Consider the following 15,870-nt stretch of genomic DNA (forward strand, 5'->3'; position numbering starts at 1 on the left):
CTTCTATCTTTAATCACTTTTCTCCAATACTGTGCTAATAAAGAAACAAAGATTATGGAAATTGAAAAAAAGATAAACTCTATAGAGTTAAAAATTCAAAAAATTGAAAGTAAAATTGATTCTTTAACCGAAAATTTAGAAGAGTTTAAAAAAAATATTGAAATAAGACTCACAATTTTGAAAAGTCTTAAAAAAGAAAATCCTAAAGAATTTAAGCACCCATGGGATAAAAGCTGTAATAAATGCCACTAGCACTCATTCATTTAACCTTTGTAATTATTCAAGGGTGTTAAATACCAAAATAGTCATCGTATATAGTTTCAAGCCTCAATTTGTGTTTTGCTTCTTCCTTTGCAAGGGAAATCAATAAATCTTTTGCTTCCTGACTTTCCACCCTTTCTGCAAGTTCACTATACAGCCTAAAGGCAAGCTTCTCTCTATTCATTGCAAAAATTAAAATATCTTGAATGTCCATATCTTCCTCCAACTTTCCCCCCACTAAATGATCTGATATTTTCAAATCAGGGACTTTTTCGCTCTTAGGTGTTAATATAATCTTACCCTCTTTAAAATCAAGGAGTTTCTGCTTATGCTTTAACTCTTCTTGCGCAAGATCCTCAAAAATCTTTTTTAAAGCCTTATTCTCTGTTTTTTCTTTCAAACCCACATAAATGCTGTATGCTTCCTCTTCTTTACTTATTGCAAATTTTAAAATTTCATCAATTGATTTTAATTCCATAATTATCCCCTTTTAATTTCAGCTAGTCATCAAGTTTTTCAAGTAAACTTGTAAATGTATCGTGATGTTCTTCCTCTTCTTCGAGAATCTCCCTAAAAATAAAGGCGGTTGTGACATCGTTTTCTTCCTCTGCTTTTTTTATTATTTTCTTATAAAGTTCAATTGCCATCTCTTCATCTTTTATATCCTGTTCAAGCATTTCTCTTAGATCCTTTCCAACATTTATGGGAAGTGGCTCTGTAGTAGGTATACCGCCAAGATAGTAGAGTCTTTCAGCTATCTTTTCAGCATGTTTCATTTCACTTATTGCTATCTTTTTAAATTCATCTTTAACTGCAAAATGTTTTGGCCCTGACCATAAAACATGTTGCCACATGTATTGAATCGAAACCTGAAGTTCAGCAGCAATTGCCCTATTTAAAAGATCTAGAAGCTCCTTTGAAGCCATTTAAATATCTCCCTCTTTGATTATATGGGGCTTAGAACCCTCTAGGGGCCAAGATGAATAAGGGGATTTTCTATATCGTAATCCTCAAATTTTAAGGCATTCTCTCTTTCAATTTCAAATATCTTGTAATGACCCATTTCCATTGAGGCAATGTAATTTATCATCTGTTCAACTTCTGGTTCATCTTTAAATTGGGAGGCAAGTGCTATATAAAAATCATAGGCTGCCTTTTCAGCTTCCATAGCCATTTCGAAAACTTTACTTATTTTTATCCTCTCAGAAGTTATAACAATGTTAGGTAATGGAACTGTAGATTTTTCAGGAAGATTAATTTTTTTTCCAGGAAATCTTTTATTGAATATAGATTCAAAAGTCTCTCTATGTCGCTGCTCCTCCTGTGCCAAAAATTTTAGCTTCTCCTTCAGAAAAAAATTCTTCACCTTTTCAGAAAGCCCCTCGTAAAGCTCCTTAGCCTCTATTTCGCTTTTTATAGCATTTGCTAAAAGCTCTTCAAGTAAATACCCAGAGAGATCCATAATTAAAAACCCCCTTAAAATTTAATTTCCTTAGAATTTGCCCATAAACCGTGAATGTTGCAGTAGGAAAAGGCAAAAATCTCACCACTTTTTTCTGTTTTAAGCTCAAAAACAACATAAGGCTCTGAGTATACAGAACTTGTATCCTGTCCTTGTGTTGACGCACCATGAGATAGAAACTCAAATCTCCCTATATGATAGGGAAACTTTTCACCCTCTGGAAGGAAAAAAACATCAATCCAAGATATATGGTGAGCTGTAGTATTTGGATGAGGAATCTCTTTTCCAACTGATACTTCTATCCTTATTTTCTCGCCCCTTTTTACCTCTCCGATTATGTCTATAAAAGGAGTATGCTTCTCTTTCTTCCAATCAGCAGTTTGAAATAATTCTTTAAAGTGATGCATCCCTTTCCCTCCTTTTTATGTTCCTATAATATAATTCTCAGAAGGTATAATTTTCAATATAAAAAAAATAGTTAAAAGGGAACCAATTATAGATATTATCGAAAATAAGGGGAGAAAGAACATCATAAAGAAATCATAAGGTGATACAAGAGCTATAAATAAAATTATAAAGCCTATAATTCCAAAAATAACAAAAGAGAAAAATGAACTTGTTCTCTGATCTTTTAAAATAAAAAAGAGGAGAGCCTCAATGTTTAAAATAGAAATACCCATAAGGGGCGAAAACAAAAGGAAATTTAACCAATAAAGTTTACCCTCATAAAAAATTTTTTCAAAACCCTTACCAGATAAAAGAGATAGTAATATGTAGGTAAACATTGAGAAAATGAAAACAAAATATAGAAAAAGAATTAATGAAATTATTTTGCTTAAAAGTATTTTTAATGGGGAAAAGGAAAGGGCAACCAAAGATTCAAAGTACTTTTTAACTTTCTCTTTATGAATAATTTCATCCATACTCATACCTCCGAAAAAGGCAAAGATAAACATGGGTATCAAAAGAGAAAAGGCTTTTGTAAAGGTGTACTGAGGGTCAGAAGAAGGTAAATTCTCCCCTGGAGAAGCAAGTCCTTTAGCAAGGAGAAAAATCAAATTTAAAAGAAAAAACCATAAAAAATTAAACGGTCTTTTTAAATAAAAATAAATAAACTCTCTTTTAATAAGTTTTATCATTTTAGTTTTTGGAAATAAAAATCAGTAATTTTTTTATCTTTTATCTCATCTGTTTTAAATCTACCCAAAAAGCGACCGTTACTTAAAATGCCGATGTGGGTAGAATAGTCTAATATAAAATCAAGTTCGTGGGTAGTCATAAAAATTATTTTTCCCATTTGCTCGCTTTTTAATAACTCATATATTTCCTTTTTTGTTTCAAGATCTAAACCTTCTAACGGTTGATCCAAAATTAGTACACTCGGCTTTGCTATCAGTGCCTTTGCTATACACAGTTTTCTTTTATTACCCTTGGATAACTTAAATATTTTTGTATTTCTATCTTCATATAGTCCAAACCTCTTAAGAAATTCTTCTATATCAGCCTTTATACCGTATATTTCGCTAAAAAACTTTAAATACTCATAGGGTGAGAAAAATTCAAAGGGAGTTTCATCTTCCAGTACAAAGCCTAATTCTTTACCTTTTAATTTCTTTCCGTTAAAAATTATCTCTGCCTTTCCAAAGCTTGGTTTAACAATTTTTAAAAGTATTCTAACAAGGGTTGTTTTACCTGACCCATTTTTACCTAAAAGAATAAAAAACTCATTTTCATTTATTTCTAAGTTTAAATTATCTAAGGCTTTCTTATCACCATAATATTTCGTGAGATTTTCGATATGAATTTTAAGCATTTTTAATTATAAAACTAAAAGGACAAGGCTTTCTATTATTCAGAGATTTAGTAAAATAAGAAAAGAGCCTTTACAATAGAGTTGTAAAAAGTTTAGAATATAAAAGAGTTTCAAGCATATTCATGTCTTAAAGAAATTATAACTAACTTGCTAAATTTTACGGAGAGAAAAGGAGTTGAAACATAAAAAGACTTTGATCGGTGTTTTTCTCATATAAGAGAAACTAGGAATTAACTAAAATTAAGTAAATTTGCTTTTTATTTAAAAAAAGCATATAATTATCTAAATAAGATGAATTTTATAATCTCTTTACTTTTCTTTTCACAAAACTACAATCCTATAATTGCACAGATAATTCAGCAAGTGTCTTCAGATTCTATCTATAAAACCATCTATAGGTTACAGAAGTTTTGGACGAGACATTATTTAAGTGACTCGATGTATAAGGCACGCCTATGGATAAAATCAAAATTTGAGAATTATGGATATGTAACAAAAGAACATATATTTTTTTATGGAAGGGAACAGGCAAATATTATAGCCACAAAGTATGGACTTTTAGACACTTTAAATCCAATAATAATCTCTGCTCATTATGATTCAAGGGGATTAAATTGGTGGCAACCTCCTTACGGACCTGCTCCAGGTGCTGATGATAATGCCTCAGGTGTGTCTCTCTTACTTGAAATAGCAAGAATTATTAAAAATATGAATTTTAACTACACTATTAGATTTGTTGCCTTCGCAGCCGAAGAGCCAGGCTTAGTAGGATCTGAAAAACTCGCAGATCACTATATTCAGAATAACATGAGAATAAAATACCTTTTTAATGTTGATATGATAGGTGGAGATATAAATTATTTAAATAACAAAGTAATTGTGGAATGGGACATGGGAAACCAAGTTGACTCAAATAACAGCAAATCTTTTGCCTTTGCTGAAACACTGGCAACCATGTATAGCTTATATACAACACTTGGCACTGTTTATGGAAACATTTTTGCTTCAGACTACCTGCCTTTTGAAGCTAAAGGTTATACAACCCTAGGTCTATTTGAATATCACTTTAACTCAGGATACCACAGTGAAGACGATGTTATTGACTCTCTAGACATTAGCTACGCTACAACAATAATAAAAGGAGCTCTTGCTTTTATATTACATACAGCAAAATTTCAACAATCTTTTGCAAAGGAAAAAATTACCTTTACAAACATTTCTTTTCCTAAATATAGTTTTTATGACATTACCGGACGAAAAATTAATATAAATAGATCAACAAGGGGAATCTATTTACAAAGAGGCGAGTCACAAACCAAAAAAATCATAAAAATCAAATAAACTTTAAAATTTGAAAAAAGTAAATAAAAGAGTTATATTTTAATTATAAAATTTAAAAAAGTCTTTTTTTAAAAGGAGGTAAAATTTGAAAGAAGACGTACAAGTTCGTATAGCCGGCGTTGCCGGTGATGGAAGTTTTGTTACAGGAGAGGTATTAGCATCTGCTCTAAAAAAAATGGGATACTTTGTAGTCACCATAAGAGATTTTCCATCTAATATAAGAGGCCTACCCTCAAATTACACAGTAAGAGGATCTTCAAAACCCGTTTACGGAAGAAAAGATTTTGATGACTTTCAAATAGCCTTTGATATACAAAGCCTTAAAAATCACCTCTCAGATCTAAAAGAAAACTCGGTCGTAATATACGATTCCCCTAAAACAGAAGAACTTGAAAGTGAAATAAAAAAAGAGGGAGTTTTCTATATTCCCTTACCACTAAGAGAGGTTGCAAGAAGAGAAATGAAAATGGAAGTTATAAAGAATATGGTCGCTCTTGGAGTTCTTGCTGAAATACTTGGAATTAACGACGAAATTACAAATCTTGTTATCTACGAAAACTTCAAAAAGAAAAGCGAAAAGTTCATTGAATTAAACAAAAAGGCTATCTTGAAAGGTAGAGAACTTATAAGAAATAATGAAAAGAAGTTTCCCGAGTTTAAACTTAAAACTCTAAAGGATGAAAATAGGGTACTTGCTATGGGTAACGATCTTGTTTCTATGGGTGCAATAGCAGGGGGATGCAGGTTTCTTGCAGCTTACCCAATAACTCCAGCCTCAGAGGTTTTAGAGTTTTTATCAAGAGAGCTTAAGAAATTTGGAGGTGTAACTGTTCAAGCTGAGGATGAAATAGCCTCTATAAATATGGCAATAGGTGCCTCTATAGCAGGTCTTAGAGCACTTGTGGCATCCTCTGGACCTGGAATTGCCCTGAAAACCGAGGGAATATCTTATGCAGGGATGACTGAAACCCCCATTGTAATTTACTATGCAATGAGAGTTGGACCTTCTACTGGATTACCAACAAAAACAAGTCAAGAAGATATGCTCTACATAATTTTCGGAGGACACGGTGAGTTCCCAAGAGTAGTTCTAATGCCTGGAACACCAGAGGAACTATTTTATTTAACTGCCGAAGCCTTTAACCTAGCTGAGGAATTTCAAATTCCCGTAATTGTACTCACAGACCAATTTTTAGCTCAAAACAGATTTACTATAGATAAACATAAGTTAGATCCACAAAAAGTTGAAATAAGAAGAGGTAAACTTTTATTAGATGGAAACAACATTCCAAAAAAGGATAGGTTTTTCCTAAGATACAAAATTGAAGAAGATGGAATTTCTCCAAGAGTACTCCCTGGTACAGAAGGAGGAGTTTTTGGAACAACAGGCTATGAACACGATGAAGCAGGCTATGGAACTGAAGAGGAAGAAAACAGGATAAAAATGGTTAATAAAAGAATGACAAAAATAAAGTTCATATCTAAGAAAGTTCCTCCACCTGTTTTATATGAAAAGGAAGGAGCTAAGTATGGAATAATATCGGTGGGATCGACATTTGGGCCAATTTTAGAAACGATCGAAAAATTTGAAAGGGAGGGAGTGAACATATCCTTTTTAAGAATAGTAACTTTATGGCCCTTCCCTGAGGAGGAAGTAAGAAAGTTTGTAGAAAATAAGGAAAGAGTCTTTATTGTGGAACAAAACTATAAGGGCCAACTGAAGTTTCTTGTGGAAAACGCTATAATAGATGTACACAAAAATAAAATAAGAGGAATAACAAAATATTCGGGAAGAGCCTTTAAGCCCATAGAGATAGAAAATAAAATAAGGGAGGAGTTAAAGTGAACAAAATAGTTAATGAGTTAAAAGTTAGAACTATAAAAGATTATGAGGGATATAAAAAGCCATTTTGGTGTCCTGGTTGTGGAGATTATTCTATTCTTTTATCACTAAAAAAGGCTTTAGCCGAATTGGGAATAGAGCCATCAAATACGGTTGTTGTTTCAGGTATAGGTTGTTCGGGTAAAAGCTACGCTTTCATTTATGCAAACGGAGTCCATACTCTTCACGGAAGAGTTTTACCTGTTGCAACAGGAATAAAACTAGCTAATCCTTCACTTTTAGTAATAGGTCTTTCAGGAGACGGTGATTCCCTTGCAATAGGAGGAAATCACTTCCTGCACACAGCAAGAAGAAACGTAGATATTAAACTAATAGTAATGAATAACCAAATTTATGGCCTTACAAAGGGGCAATTTTCTCCAACCTCAAATCACGGATTTGTAACGGTTTCAAGTCCCTACGGTTCTGTAGAGTTTCCCATAGATCCTGTTTTAATTGCCCTTTCAGCAGGAGCAAGCTTTGTTGCAAGAGCCTTTTCAGGAGAACCTAACTCTTTAACAGAAATAATAAAAGCTGCAATTAAACATAAGGGTTTTGCTGTGGTCGACGTTTTATCACCATGTGTTACTTATAACAAAGTTAATACCTACGAGTGGTACAGAGAAAAAATTAAGTATATACCCGAAAACCATGATATAACTGATTTGAAATCTGCAATATTACTCTGCCTTTCAGAAGATAATAAAATACCTATTGGTATTTTTTATAAGAAAGAAAGACCAACATACGAAGAGTTAATTCTTGATAGTAATAATCCCTGTAGAGTAGATCTTTATTGTGGAAGAGAACGTGTAATCGAATTAATAGAAGAGTTATCAAAATAAATATCTCCGAGGGTTTAAGAGATTACAAAAAAGTAGAACTTGAAATTGAAAAAAGAGTAAATGAATTTAAAAGCATATGGTTAAGTCAAGATAAATTAAGTATATATAAAGAATTTATATTTTGTCTTTTGACGCCTCAGTCAAGAGCAAAGTTATGTTGGGAATCAGTTCTAAATCTTGAAAGGAAAAATTTTATTTTTAAGGGAAGCTTTGAAGATATCTTGGGGGAGATTTCAAAGGGAGTAAGATTTAGAGAACAAAAGGCAAAATACATTTTATTGAACAGAGAAAAATTTTTAAAAGACGGGGGGTTTATTTTAGTCGATATACTGAAAAAAATCGATAATCCCCACGTTGCAAGAGATTATCTTGTTAAAAATGTTTTAGGTTATGGATTAAAGGAGGCTAGTCACTTTTTAAGAAACATAGGTTTTTCCTTTGATCTTGCAATTCTTGATAGACATATTTTAAAAAACCTGAAAAGAGAAGGGGTAATAGAAGAAATTCCAAAAAGCTTAACAAAAAGAAAATACTTAGAAATAGAGAAAAAGTTCAAAGAATATTCGAAAAAAGTTTCAATTCCGCTTGTCAATCTTGATCTATACTTTTGGTGGAGAGAAACAAGAGAGATTTTTAAGTGAACTTTAAAGATAGTCTGAGTCATGGTTTAACTTACAAAAACTATATTATAAAGGCAGAAAGAATTTATAAGGGTAGATTCAAGGAGGAATTTAACTTTGATGTTTATTTAATCGAAAACTCAAAAAGGTCTTTTCTTTTAAGTATAAAATATTTTGAAGGTAGAAAGCCCTATTATAGAAAATGGATTGAAGTATTCAATATAAGTGAGAAATTTTTTGACTCTGAATACGAAGATTTCTTTCTTAAATTTATTTCAAATGAAATAGGGGAAGGTGAAAGAATTTTAATCGAATATATCAATGACTACGAAACTTATTACTTTTTGTTTAAGGGGTATCCAGTCTCAATTTCAAGGTTAGGTTTTAAGTTTTTAAAACTTTCCTTCACTTTTTTGAAAGACTTTTATGTTCCTGAGGGTCATTGGGAAGGAAGCCCAAAAATAATTGCAGAAAAGGCAATTGATGAAAAACAAAAAAAAATAGCCCTAGATGAAATTAAAAGAGAAATAGAAGAATTTTATTTTAGATACAAAGACTCAGAAAACAAACTAATTAAAAATGCTATTTTAAGAATCAAACAATTGAAAGAATATTTATAAAACTTAATTGATTTTCAATTTTATATTTGTTTAAAATTTTAATTTGGGAGAGAAAAATGAAAATAAAACCTTTTGGAGAGGAACTGTTTAGTTATCGATGAAGAGGGTAAACCTCTTTTTGACTTTAAATTAGAAGATTACGGAATCACTCCTGAAATACTTTTAAAAATGTATAAAGGTATAGTTTTAACAAGAGAAATTGATAGGCTCGGGTGGATTCTCGTGAGGCAAGGAAAAGCCTACTTTTACATCTCAATAGGAGGTCATGAAACTGCCCATGTAGCATCACTTTATGCTCTTGAAAAAGAAGACTATGTAATGCCCTTTTATAGAACAGTTCCATCACTCCATGTAAGGAGCGTGAAACTCGAAGAAATCTTCTCTCAAATACTGGGAAAATCCACCGATCCACTTAAAGGTAAACAGATACCCGAACACTTTAGAAAAAAAAAGAATTAAATATTTTTGCTCTTGGATCACCAGTTGGTCTTGGACATAACGTGGCAATGGGTGTTGCAATGGGCATAAAGTATAAAAACTAAAAAAGAGTAATAATTTCCTATGGTGGCAAAGGATCAACCTCTCAATCACACTTTCACTCAGCAACGAACTTTGCCTCCGTCTTTAGATTACCCCTAATAATTTTTATAGTAAATAGTCAGTACGCAATCTCAGTCCCCAGGATAAAACAAACTGCCTCTGAAACAATAGCAATTAAAGCTAAAGCCTATGGCATGGAAGGGTACCTCGTCGATGGAAATGATGCCATTGCTACATACATATTAACAAAAAAATGTGTAAAAGAAGCAAGGGAAAAATCAAAACCTTTTTTAATAGAAGCTCATACATACAGATACGACCCACACTCATCTGCAGATGATGACAGAAAATATAGAAAAAGAGAAGAAGTTGAAGAATGGAAAAAGAAAGACGGACTTTTAAGACTAAAAAAATATATAGAATACCTTTCTCTATGGGATGAAGAAAAAGATTTAATGTTAAAAAAAGAAATTGAAGAAAAACTCAATAACATATTAGAGGAGGTGGAGAAAAAACCTCTTCCAGACTATAAGGATATGTTTTATGAGGTTTACGTAAACACCCCTTGGTACCTTGAAGAGGAATATTTATAACTTAAAAGGGAAATGGAGAGCTAAAATGGTAAAAATGAATATGCCAAAGCTATAAGGAACACCCTTGACATAAAACTTTCGGAAGACGAGAGAGTTTTAGTATTCGGAGAGGACTTAGGGAAAAAAGGTGGAGTTTTCACCGTAACAGATGGACTACAAGAAAAATATGGTGAAAAAAGGGGTTTTGATACACCTCTTGACGAAAATGGTATTTTAGGTATAGCTACAGGGCTTGCACTATACGGTTTAAGACCAGTTGCTGAAATTCAATTTGTAGATTTTATCTGGCCAGGCTTTGATGTTATTATGTCAGATATTTCAAAAGAAAGATTTAGATCAGACGGACAATTCTCCTGTCCTCTTGTTATAAGAGCTCCTTACGGAGGAGGCGTTAAGGGCGGCCTATACCACTCTCAAAGACCCGAAGCAATTTTTGCACATATTCCAGGTATAAAAGTTATTATTCCCTCAAATCCCTATGATGCTAAGGGACTACTTATATCAGCAATAGAAGATGATGACCCAGTTATTTTTCTTGAACCAAAAAAATATACTTTGCCCCAGAGAAGAGATACCCGAAGAGAAATATTATGTTCCAATAGGGAAAGCAAAAATATTGAAGGAAGGGAAAGATGTAACGTTCATAAGTTATGGGTACATGATACACGAATGTAAAAGAGCAATTGAAGAACTGGAAAAAGAGGGAATATCTTGTGAACTAATAGACTTAAGAACAATTATTCCCTTTGATGGAGAAACAATAATAAATTCTGTTGCAAAAACTGGAAAAGTAATTATAGTAGTTGAGGCACCAAAAATAAACTCATTCGCTTCGGAACTTTCTACCTTTATTTCAGAAAAGGCAATATATTACATTGATGCACCAATTTTAAGAGTAACAGGATGGGATACCACGTTCCCCTATATACTTGAACACTTATATTTACCCTCCTATAAGAGAATAATTCTAAATGCAAAAAAATTTTGGAGGTTTAAAAATGCCATTTGTACTAAAATTACCTGAAATAGCTGAAAGCGTGGTTGAGGGAGAAATTTTAAGATGGCTAAAAAAGAAGGCGAATACATCAAAAAGAATGAACCGATAGTAGAGATTGAAACTCAAAAAGTAACAGTAGAAATACCTTCACCCTATGAGGGAATTCTCTATAAAATACTCGAAAAAGAGGGAAGTGTTGTAGAAGTCGGAAAACCTATCGCAATTTTAGTAAAAGAGGGAGAAAAAGTTGAGGAAGAAACTAAATTAACATCACCTAAGGAATCTTTTGAAATTATAGAAAAAGAAGAAATTAAAGCTCAAAAAGTTGAGACTCGGTTAAAAGATAAGGTTTTAGCTTCACCATCAGCAAGAAAACTCGCAAGAGAATACGGGATCGACATATCTAAAATTTCTCCTGAAAAAAGAATAATAAGAAAAAAAGACGTTCTAAGAATTATTAAAAAATTGAAAAGGAAAAAAGAGTTTTAGAAGAAAAAGTAGTGGAGAAAAGGGAAATAGAGGCGATCCCTTTAAGAGGTGTAAGAAGGGAAATTGCTTTAAGATTAAGGGAGTCAAAGGCAGTGCACACGCTTCATGTAGATGAAGCTGATTTGACAGAACTTGTAAAACTTAGAGAAAAGATAAAGAACTTAGCTGAGGAACAGGGAGTTAAACTTACTTTTTTACCCTTTGTTGTAAAAGCCTCAGTTTACGCTCTTAAAAAACATCCCTACGTTAACGCTACCTTTGAGGATGAAAAAAACGAAATAATTTTACATAAGAGTTATAATATTGGGATAGCTGTAGCAACCGATGAAGGGCTTATAGTTCCCGTAATCAAAAAGGCAGATCAAAAGAGCCTTTTAGAAATTGCAAGGGAAATCTCTAAATTATCAGATAAGGCAAGAAAAAGGGAATTAACTCTTGAGGATGTTCAGGGAGGAACCTTTTCTATAACAAATATTGGTTCAATTGGAGGCCTCTTTTCCTGTAATAAATTATCCACAGGTTGCAATTCTTGGATTTTATTCAATCAAAAAAAGACCTGTTGTAAATGAAAGGGGAGAGATCGTTATAAGAGACATGGTATATCTATCTCTTTCTTTTGACCATAGAGTTATAGACGGAGCAACTGCAGCACTCTTTATAAAAGACCTAATAAATTACTTAGAAAAACCTGAACTTTTATTTCTTGAAAGTATATAAGAGACTACTTTAAAATTTAGACTTATTCTTTCAAAATGAAATACAAGGCAATTGTCATTGGTGCAGGACCTGGTGGTTATGTCTGTGCAATAAGACTCGGACAACTTGGAATCAAAAGTCTTGTGGTAGATAAAAAGTTTATAGGAGGGGTGTGTCTTAACGTGGGATGTGTACCTACAAAGGCACTTATATATGCTTCTCACATTATAGAGACTAATGAAAAGGCTAAAAAAGAAATGGGCCTTATCATAAATGAATCAAAATTCGATTTAGAAAAGTTAAGAGACTGGAAAGAAAAGATCATAAACAGATTAACAAATGGAATTTTAAGCCTATGGAAACATAGTGGTATAGAATTTATTAAGGGAGAGGCGATCTTTGAAAGCGAAAAGAAAATAAAAGTTAAAACTGAAAGTGGAGAAATAAAAGAGTTTGAGGGAGAAAACATTGTAATAGCCACTGGTTCTGACCCAGCTATTTTAAAGGGCTTTGAACCTGATGGAAAGTATATTTGGACAAGCGATGACGCTGTCGCTTTAAAAGAAATCCCTAAAAAACTTCTTATTCTGGGCGGAGGGGCCATCGGAATTGAATTTGCTTATATTTATAAAAACTTTGGAAGCGACGTCGAAGTTATAGAAATAATGGATCAGATACTACCCGGAATGGATAAAGAAATGGTACAAGAACTCACCAAAATACTCAAAAGAAAAGGAATTAAAATTTATACTGAAAGAAGAGCAAAAGAAGTCTCAGTCAAAAATGGGAAAGTTAATTTATTAGTTGAATATAAAGATAAAGAGGAAATTTACGAGGGAGATGTGCTACTTTTGTCCGTGGGGAGGAAACCTAACTCTAAAATTGAAGGTATAGATAAATTAGATATAAAAATTGATGAAAGAGGATTTATAAAAGTCGATAAAAAAAGAAGGGCAAACGAAAAAGGAGTGTTTGCAATCGGTGATGTGGCAGGGCCACCTCTTCTTGCCCACAAAGCTTCAAAGGAGGGAATAGTAGCTGCCGAAGTAATAGCAGGACTCAACTCCGAATTTGATCCAAGGGCAATACCTTTAGTTGTTTACACAATTCCCGAATTTGCCTCAGTAGGCCTAACTGAAGAAGAGGCGAAAAGCAAGGGAATCGATATTGCTATCGGCAAATTTCCCTTAGTAGCAAACGGAAGAGCTTTAACTCAAAACGAAAGTATGGGGCTTGCTAAGATAATAGTTAATAGGGAAAACGACGAAATCCTAGGCATACATATCCTATCACCTGAGGCATCCTCAATGATCTGTGAAGCTGCACTTGCGATTGAAATGGGAGCAACTTCAGAAGATATTGCCCTTACAATCCATCCTCACCCAACTTTTGGAGAAATTTTAATGGAAGCAGCTGAAAACGTTTATAAAAAAGCTATTCACATTATAAATAAATAGGAGATACCTATGGATGTCATAACAATACAAACAAGAGAAAGGGAACAATATGTAGAAATAACGGAAGAAATAAGAAAAATTATAAAAAATAAAAAGTTAGATAAGGGTATAGTTTTTTTATATGTTCCCCATACAACCTGTGGTATAACAGTTAATGAGAGTTATGATCCTTCTGTTGCTCAGGATATAATACATATGCTTCATTTAGTGGCTCCTCCCAAGGGCCCATATAAGCATACGGAGGGAAATGCCGATGCCCATATAAAAACTACAATAACAGGTAGCACTTTATTTTTATTTGTCGATAACGGTGATCTTGTTTTAGGCAAATGGCAGGGAGTATTTCTCGCAGAATATGACGGTCCAAGAACAAGAAAAATATATCTAAAGTTTTTTAAAGAAGTTTAATGAAAAGAGTTTATAAGCTTGGTGATTTCAAAATTATTCATCTTAATCTTGGTACCTTTAAACTTGATGGCGGTGCAATGTTTGGAGTTGTACCAAAAGTCCTATGGTCAAAAAGCACAAAATCTGATAGAAGAAATAGAATAACTCTTGGTTTAAATCCCCTTTTAGTTATTGGTAAAGACTTTACTCTGCTTATTGATAACGGAATAGGAAACAAATACTCTGAAAAAGAAATTGACATATACGGTATTAAGTTAAAAGATGATCCCCTAAAGATATACGGAATAAAAAAAGAAGATATAACTCATGTAATTTTAACTCATCTTCACTTTGACCACGCAGGCGGTTCAACCGAGTATTTAAACGGGGATTTAAAAGCTACCTATCCTAATGCAATATATTTTGTTCAAAAAAAAGAATTCGAAGACGCTATGAATCCAAATGAAAGAACAAGAGCTTCTTATAGAAGAGAAAATTTTGAGCCACTTTATAGAGAAAATAAACTTATCTTACTTGAGGGAGACTCAGAAATTTTAAAAGGGATAAAAGTTATACATACAGGTGGGCATACAGAGGGACATCAATTTGTAATAATAGAAAGTGAAAATGAAAAGGCCATTTATTTTGGTGATATCGTTCCGACAAGTTATCACATTCCTCTTCCCTACATTATGGGTTATGATACACATCCTCTTGTTACTCTTGAAATTAGAAAAAAATATTATGCTTTAGCATCAAAAGAAAGATGGCTTTGTTTTTTTGAACATGATCCAATTCCTAAGGCAGGTATTATAAAAGAGATAGAGAAGGGAAAGTATAGTTTTGAAGAGATAAAGTCTTGAATGTTTTTATTGTAGGTGCAGGAAGATGGGGGACAGCTCTTTCCTATATTTGCCACTTTAACTTTAAAAAAGTATACCTTTGGGACAAAGATAATTTTTTACTTGAATCAATAAAAAAGTATAGAAAAAATCCTTACTTTTTTGAAAACTTTATGTATCCAGAAAATGTTGAGCCAGTTTTTGACTTAGAAGAATCTATCAATGACTCTGATATTATTATATCAGCAGTTCCTACACAAGTAGTGAGAGATGTACTTTCTAGCTTAGAAAAATATATAAAAAATCCAAAAATATTTATATCGGCATCAAAAGGTCTTGAAATAAAAAAACTTGAAAGACCAAGTGAAATAATAAAAGAGGTCTTAAAGAGAAAAGTTAAAAAGATCTTTGTTCTTTCTGGTCCAAACTTTGCCGAGGAAATAATAAAAAACGTTCCTTCTCTCTCGGTTTTGGCTGGTGATAAAGGTGAGGAAATTAAAAATCTTCAAAGATTACTTACAACATCTTTTTTCAGAGTATACATTTCAAATGATTTAAAGGGGGTAGAACTAGGGGGAGCCTTAAAAAATGTCTATGCTATAGGAGCAGGAATATTAGACGGTCTTAATTTGGGATACAATGCAAGAGCAGCCTTTTTAACAAGATCTTTAGTTGAAATGTCAAGATTTGGAAAAATTATGGGCGCAAGATCCTATACTTTCTCGGGATTATCAGGTTTAGGCGATTTAATTTTAACTTCCACCTCAGACTTATCAAGAAATAGAACCTTCGGACTTTTAATAGGTAAGGGAGTTGAAATTAAAGAAGCTCTTTCAAGAATAAAAACAGTTGAAGGCTTTTATACAATAAAGCCCTATGTTGAGCTCGCAGAAATAAAAAAAATTTATGTTCCAATTGCAAAAGAACTTTATGAGGTGCTATATAATCATAAGGACTTAAAAGATGCAATAAAAGAACTTATGAATAGACCCTTAAAGTATGAGGATGTCCCAGGAATAGTCTAA

The 15,870-nt window shown here is 32.8% G+C and carries 19 protein-coding genes and 2 pseudogenes; 15 read left to right on the forward strand and 6 right to left on the reverse strand.

The genetic code is table 11. From position 1 onward, the window contains the following. Positions 1-54: 54 nt before the first annotated feature. Positions 55-252 (forward strand): hypothetical protein, encoded by a 198-nt coding sequence (locus ABDH49_02180; GenBank protein ID MEN3045787.1) that lies wholly within the window; start codon positions 55-57, stop codon positions 250-252. Between the two features lie 37 nt (positions 253-289). Here the strand turns inward: ABDH49_02180 and ABDH49_02185 are convergent, their stop codons facing one another. The 6 genes from ABDH49_02185 to ABDH49_02210 are packed head-to-tail and all read right to left on the reverse strand — an operon-like array spanning position 290 to position 3,536. Beyond that, entirely contained in the window at positions 290-739 is a 450-nt protein-coding gene (locus ABDH49_02185; GenBank protein MEN3045788.1) for a ferritin family protein, read from the reverse strand. Between the two features lie 22 nt (positions 740-761). Next, entirely contained in the window at positions 762-1,187 is a 426-nt protein-coding gene (locus tag ABDH49_02190; protein ID MEN3045789.1) for a ferritin-like domain-containing protein, read from the reverse strand. 41 nt (positions 1,188-1,228) lie between these two features. Continuing rightward, positions 1,229-1,723, reverse strand: coding sequence for a ferritin family protein (locus tag ABDH49_02195; protein ID MEN3045790.1), 495 nt, complete (start codon positions 1,721-1,723; stop codon positions 1,229-1,231). A 14-nt stretch (positions 1,724-1,737) separates the two neighbouring features. Next, complete coding sequence (locus ABDH49_02200; protein MEN3045791.1) at positions 1,738-2,130, reverse strand: class II SORL domain-containing protein; 393 nt, start codon at positions 2,128-2,130, stop codon at positions 1,738-1,740. Between the two features lie 15 nt (positions 2,131-2,145). Then, positions 2,146-2,862, reverse strand: coding sequence for a hypothetical protein (locus ABDH49_02205; GenBank protein MEN3045792.1), 717 nt, complete (start codon positions 2,860-2,862; stop codon positions 2,146-2,148). Continuing rightward, positions 2,859-3,536, reverse strand: coding sequence for an ABC transporter ATP-binding protein (locus tag ABDH49_02210; GenBank protein ID MEN3045793.1), 678 nt, complete (start codon positions 3,534-3,536; stop codon positions 2,859-2,861). Before ABDH49_02210 ends, ABDH49_02205 begins: the two co-directional genes overlap by 4 nt. A gap of 291 nt (positions 3,537-3,827) precedes the next feature. Between ABDH49_02210 and ABDH49_02215 the strand changes: the two genes are divergently transcribed. The 14 genes and pseudogenes from ABDH49_02215 (at position 3,828) to ABDH49_02280 (ending at position 15,870) form a co-directional block, all read left to right on the forward strand. Then, positions 3,828-4,877, forward strand: coding sequence for a M20/M25/M40 family metallo-hydrolase (locus ABDH49_02215; GenBank protein ID MEN3045794.1), 1,050 nt, complete (start codon positions 3,828-3,830; stop codon positions 4,875-4,877). 85 nt (positions 4,878-4,962) lie between these two features. Then, positions 4,963-6,723: a 2-oxoacid:acceptor oxidoreductase subunit alpha gene (locus ABDH49_02220; GenBank protein ID MEN3045795.1), complete on the forward strand. Its 1,761-nt coding sequence runs from the start codon at positions 4,963-4,965 to the stop codon at positions 6,721-6,723. Beyond that, the gene (locus tag ABDH49_02225; protein ID MEN3045796.1) at positions 6,720-7,604 is read left to right on the forward strand and encodes a 2-oxoacid:ferredoxin oxidoreductase subunit beta; all 885 of its coding nucleotides are present in this window, start codon (positions 6,720-6,722) and stop codon (positions 7,602-7,604) included. Before ABDH49_02220 ends, ABDH49_02225 begins: the two co-directional genes overlap by 4 nt. Beyond that, complete coding sequence (locus tag ABDH49_02230; GenBank protein MEN3045797.1) at positions 7,556-8,245, forward strand: N-glycosylase/DNA lyase; 690 nt, start codon at positions 7,556-7,558, stop codon at positions 8,243-8,245. The genes ABDH49_02225 and ABDH49_02230 overlap by 49 nt, the downstream gene beginning before the upstream one ends. Further along, positions 8,242-8,844: a DUF1122 family protein gene (locus ABDH49_02235; GenBank protein MEN3045798.1), complete on the forward strand. Its 603-nt coding sequence runs from the start codon at positions 8,242-8,244 to the stop codon at positions 8,842-8,844. The genes ABDH49_02230 and ABDH49_02235 overlap by 4 nt, the downstream gene beginning before the upstream one ends. 72 nt (positions 8,845-8,916) lie before the next feature. Next, the gene (locus ABDH49_02240; protein ID MEN3045799.1) at positions 8,917-9,303 is read left to right on the forward strand and encodes a thiamine pyrophosphate-dependent enzyme; all 387 of its coding nucleotides are present in this window, start codon (positions 8,917-8,919) and stop codon (positions 9,301-9,303) included. A gap of 95 nt (positions 9,304-9,398) precedes the next feature. Continuing rightward, a complete protein-coding gene (locus ABDH49_02245) occupies positions 9,399-9,977 on the forward strand; it encodes a thiamine pyrophosphate-dependent enzyme (GenBank protein ID MEN3045800.1) in 579 nt (192 codons plus the stop codon). A 51-nt stretch (positions 9,978-10,028) separates the two neighbouring features. Further along, a pseudogene (locus ABDH49_02250) lies at positions 10,029-11,001 on the forward strand (alpha-ketoacid dehydrogenase subunit beta). A gap of 36 nt (positions 11,002-11,037) precedes the next feature. Further along, the gene (locus ABDH49_02255; protein MEN3045801.1) at positions 11,038-11,463 is read left to right on the forward strand and encodes a biotin/lipoyl-containing protein; all 426 of its coding nucleotides are present in this window, start codon (positions 11,038-11,040) and stop codon (positions 11,461-11,463) included. Positions 11,464-11,474: 11 nt separating this feature from the next. Continuing rightward, positions 11,475-12,180, forward strand: a pseudogene (locus ABDH49_02260) (dihydrolipoamide acetyltransferase family protein). Positions 12,181-12,215: 35 nt separating this feature from the next. Continuing rightward, a complete protein-coding gene (lpdA, locus tag ABDH49_02265; protein MEN3045802.1) occupies positions 12,216-13,616 on the forward strand; it encodes a dihydrolipoyl dehydrogenase in 1,401 nt (466 codons plus the stop codon). 9 nt (positions 13,617-13,625) lie between these two features. Further along, a complete protein-coding gene (locus tag ABDH49_02270; GenBank protein ID MEN3045803.1) occupies positions 13,626-14,024 on the forward strand; it encodes a secondary thiamine-phosphate synthase enzyme YjbQ in 399 nt (132 codons plus the stop codon). Continuing rightward, the gene (locus ABDH49_02275) at positions 14,024-14,866 is read left to right on the forward strand and encodes an MBL fold metallo-hydrolase (GenBank protein MEN3045804.1); all 843 of its coding nucleotides are present in this window, start codon (positions 14,024-14,026) and stop codon (positions 14,864-14,866) included. Before ABDH49_02270 ends, ABDH49_02275 begins: the two co-directional genes overlap by 1 nt. Then, on the forward strand, positions 14,863-15,870 hold the full coding sequence (locus ABDH49_02280) for an NAD(P)H-dependent glycerol-3-phosphate dehydrogenase (protein MEN3045805.1): 1,008 nt from the start codon (positions 14,863-14,865) through the stop codon (positions 15,868-15,870). Before ABDH49_02275 ends, ABDH49_02280 begins: the two co-directional genes overlap by 4 nt.

This window comes from Candidatus Hydrothermales bacterium (assembly GCA_039630235.1).
Lineage (GTDB): Bacteria > Hydrothermota > Hydrothermia > Hydrothermales > JAJRUZ01 > JBCNVI01.

What these genes read in the sequence shown, in the direction of transcription:
- ABDH49_02180 (MEN3045787.1), top strand. Translation starts at nt 55, where the DNA reads ATGGAAATTGAAAAAAAGATAAACTCTATAGAGTTAAAAATTCAAAAA.
- ABDH49_02185 (MEN3045788.1), bottom strand. Translation starts at nt 739, where the DNA reads ATGGAATTAAAATCAATTGATGAAATTTTAAAATTTGCAATAAGTAAA.
- ABDH49_02190 (MEN3045789.1), bottom strand. Translation starts at nt 1,187, where the DNA reads ATGGCTTCAAAGGAGCTTCTAGATCTTTTAAATAGGGCAATTGCTGCT.
- ABDH49_02195 (MEN3045790.1), bottom strand. Translation starts at nt 1,723, where the DNA reads ATGGATCTCTCTGGGTATTTACTTGAAGAGCTTTTAGCAAATGCTATA.
- ABDH49_02200 (MEN3045791.1), bottom strand. Translation starts at nt 2,130, where the DNA reads ATGCATCACTTTAAAGAATTATTTCAAACTGCTGATTGGAAGAAAGAG.
- ABDH49_02205 (MEN3045792.1), bottom strand. Translation starts at nt 2,862, where the DNA reads ATGATAAAACTTATTAAAAGAGAGTTTATTTATTTTTATTTAAAAAGA.
- ABDH49_02210 (MEN3045793.1), bottom strand. Translation starts at nt 3,536, where the DNA reads ATGCTTAAAATTCATATCGAAAATCTCACGAAATATTATGGTGATAAG.
- ABDH49_02215 (MEN3045794.1), top strand. Translation starts at nt 3,828, where the DNA reads ATGAATTTTATAATCTCTTTACTTTTCTTTTCACAAAACTACAATCCT.
- ABDH49_02255 (MEN3045801.1), top strand. Translation starts at nt 11,038, where the DNA reads ATGGCTAAAAAAGAAGGCGAATACATCAAAAAGAATGAACCGATAGTA.
- lpdA (MEN3045802.1), top strand. Translation starts at nt 12,216, where the DNA reads ATGAAATACAAGGCAATTGTCATTGGTGCAGGACCTGGTGGTTATGTC.
- ABDH49_02270 (MEN3045803.1), top strand. Translation starts at nt 13,626, where the DNA reads ATGGATGTCATAACAATACAAACAAGAGAAAGGGAACAATATGTAGAA.
- ABDH49_02275 (MEN3045804.1), top strand. Translation starts at nt 14,024, where the DNA reads ATGAAAAGAGTTTATAAGCTTGGTGATTTCAAAATTATTCATCTTAAT.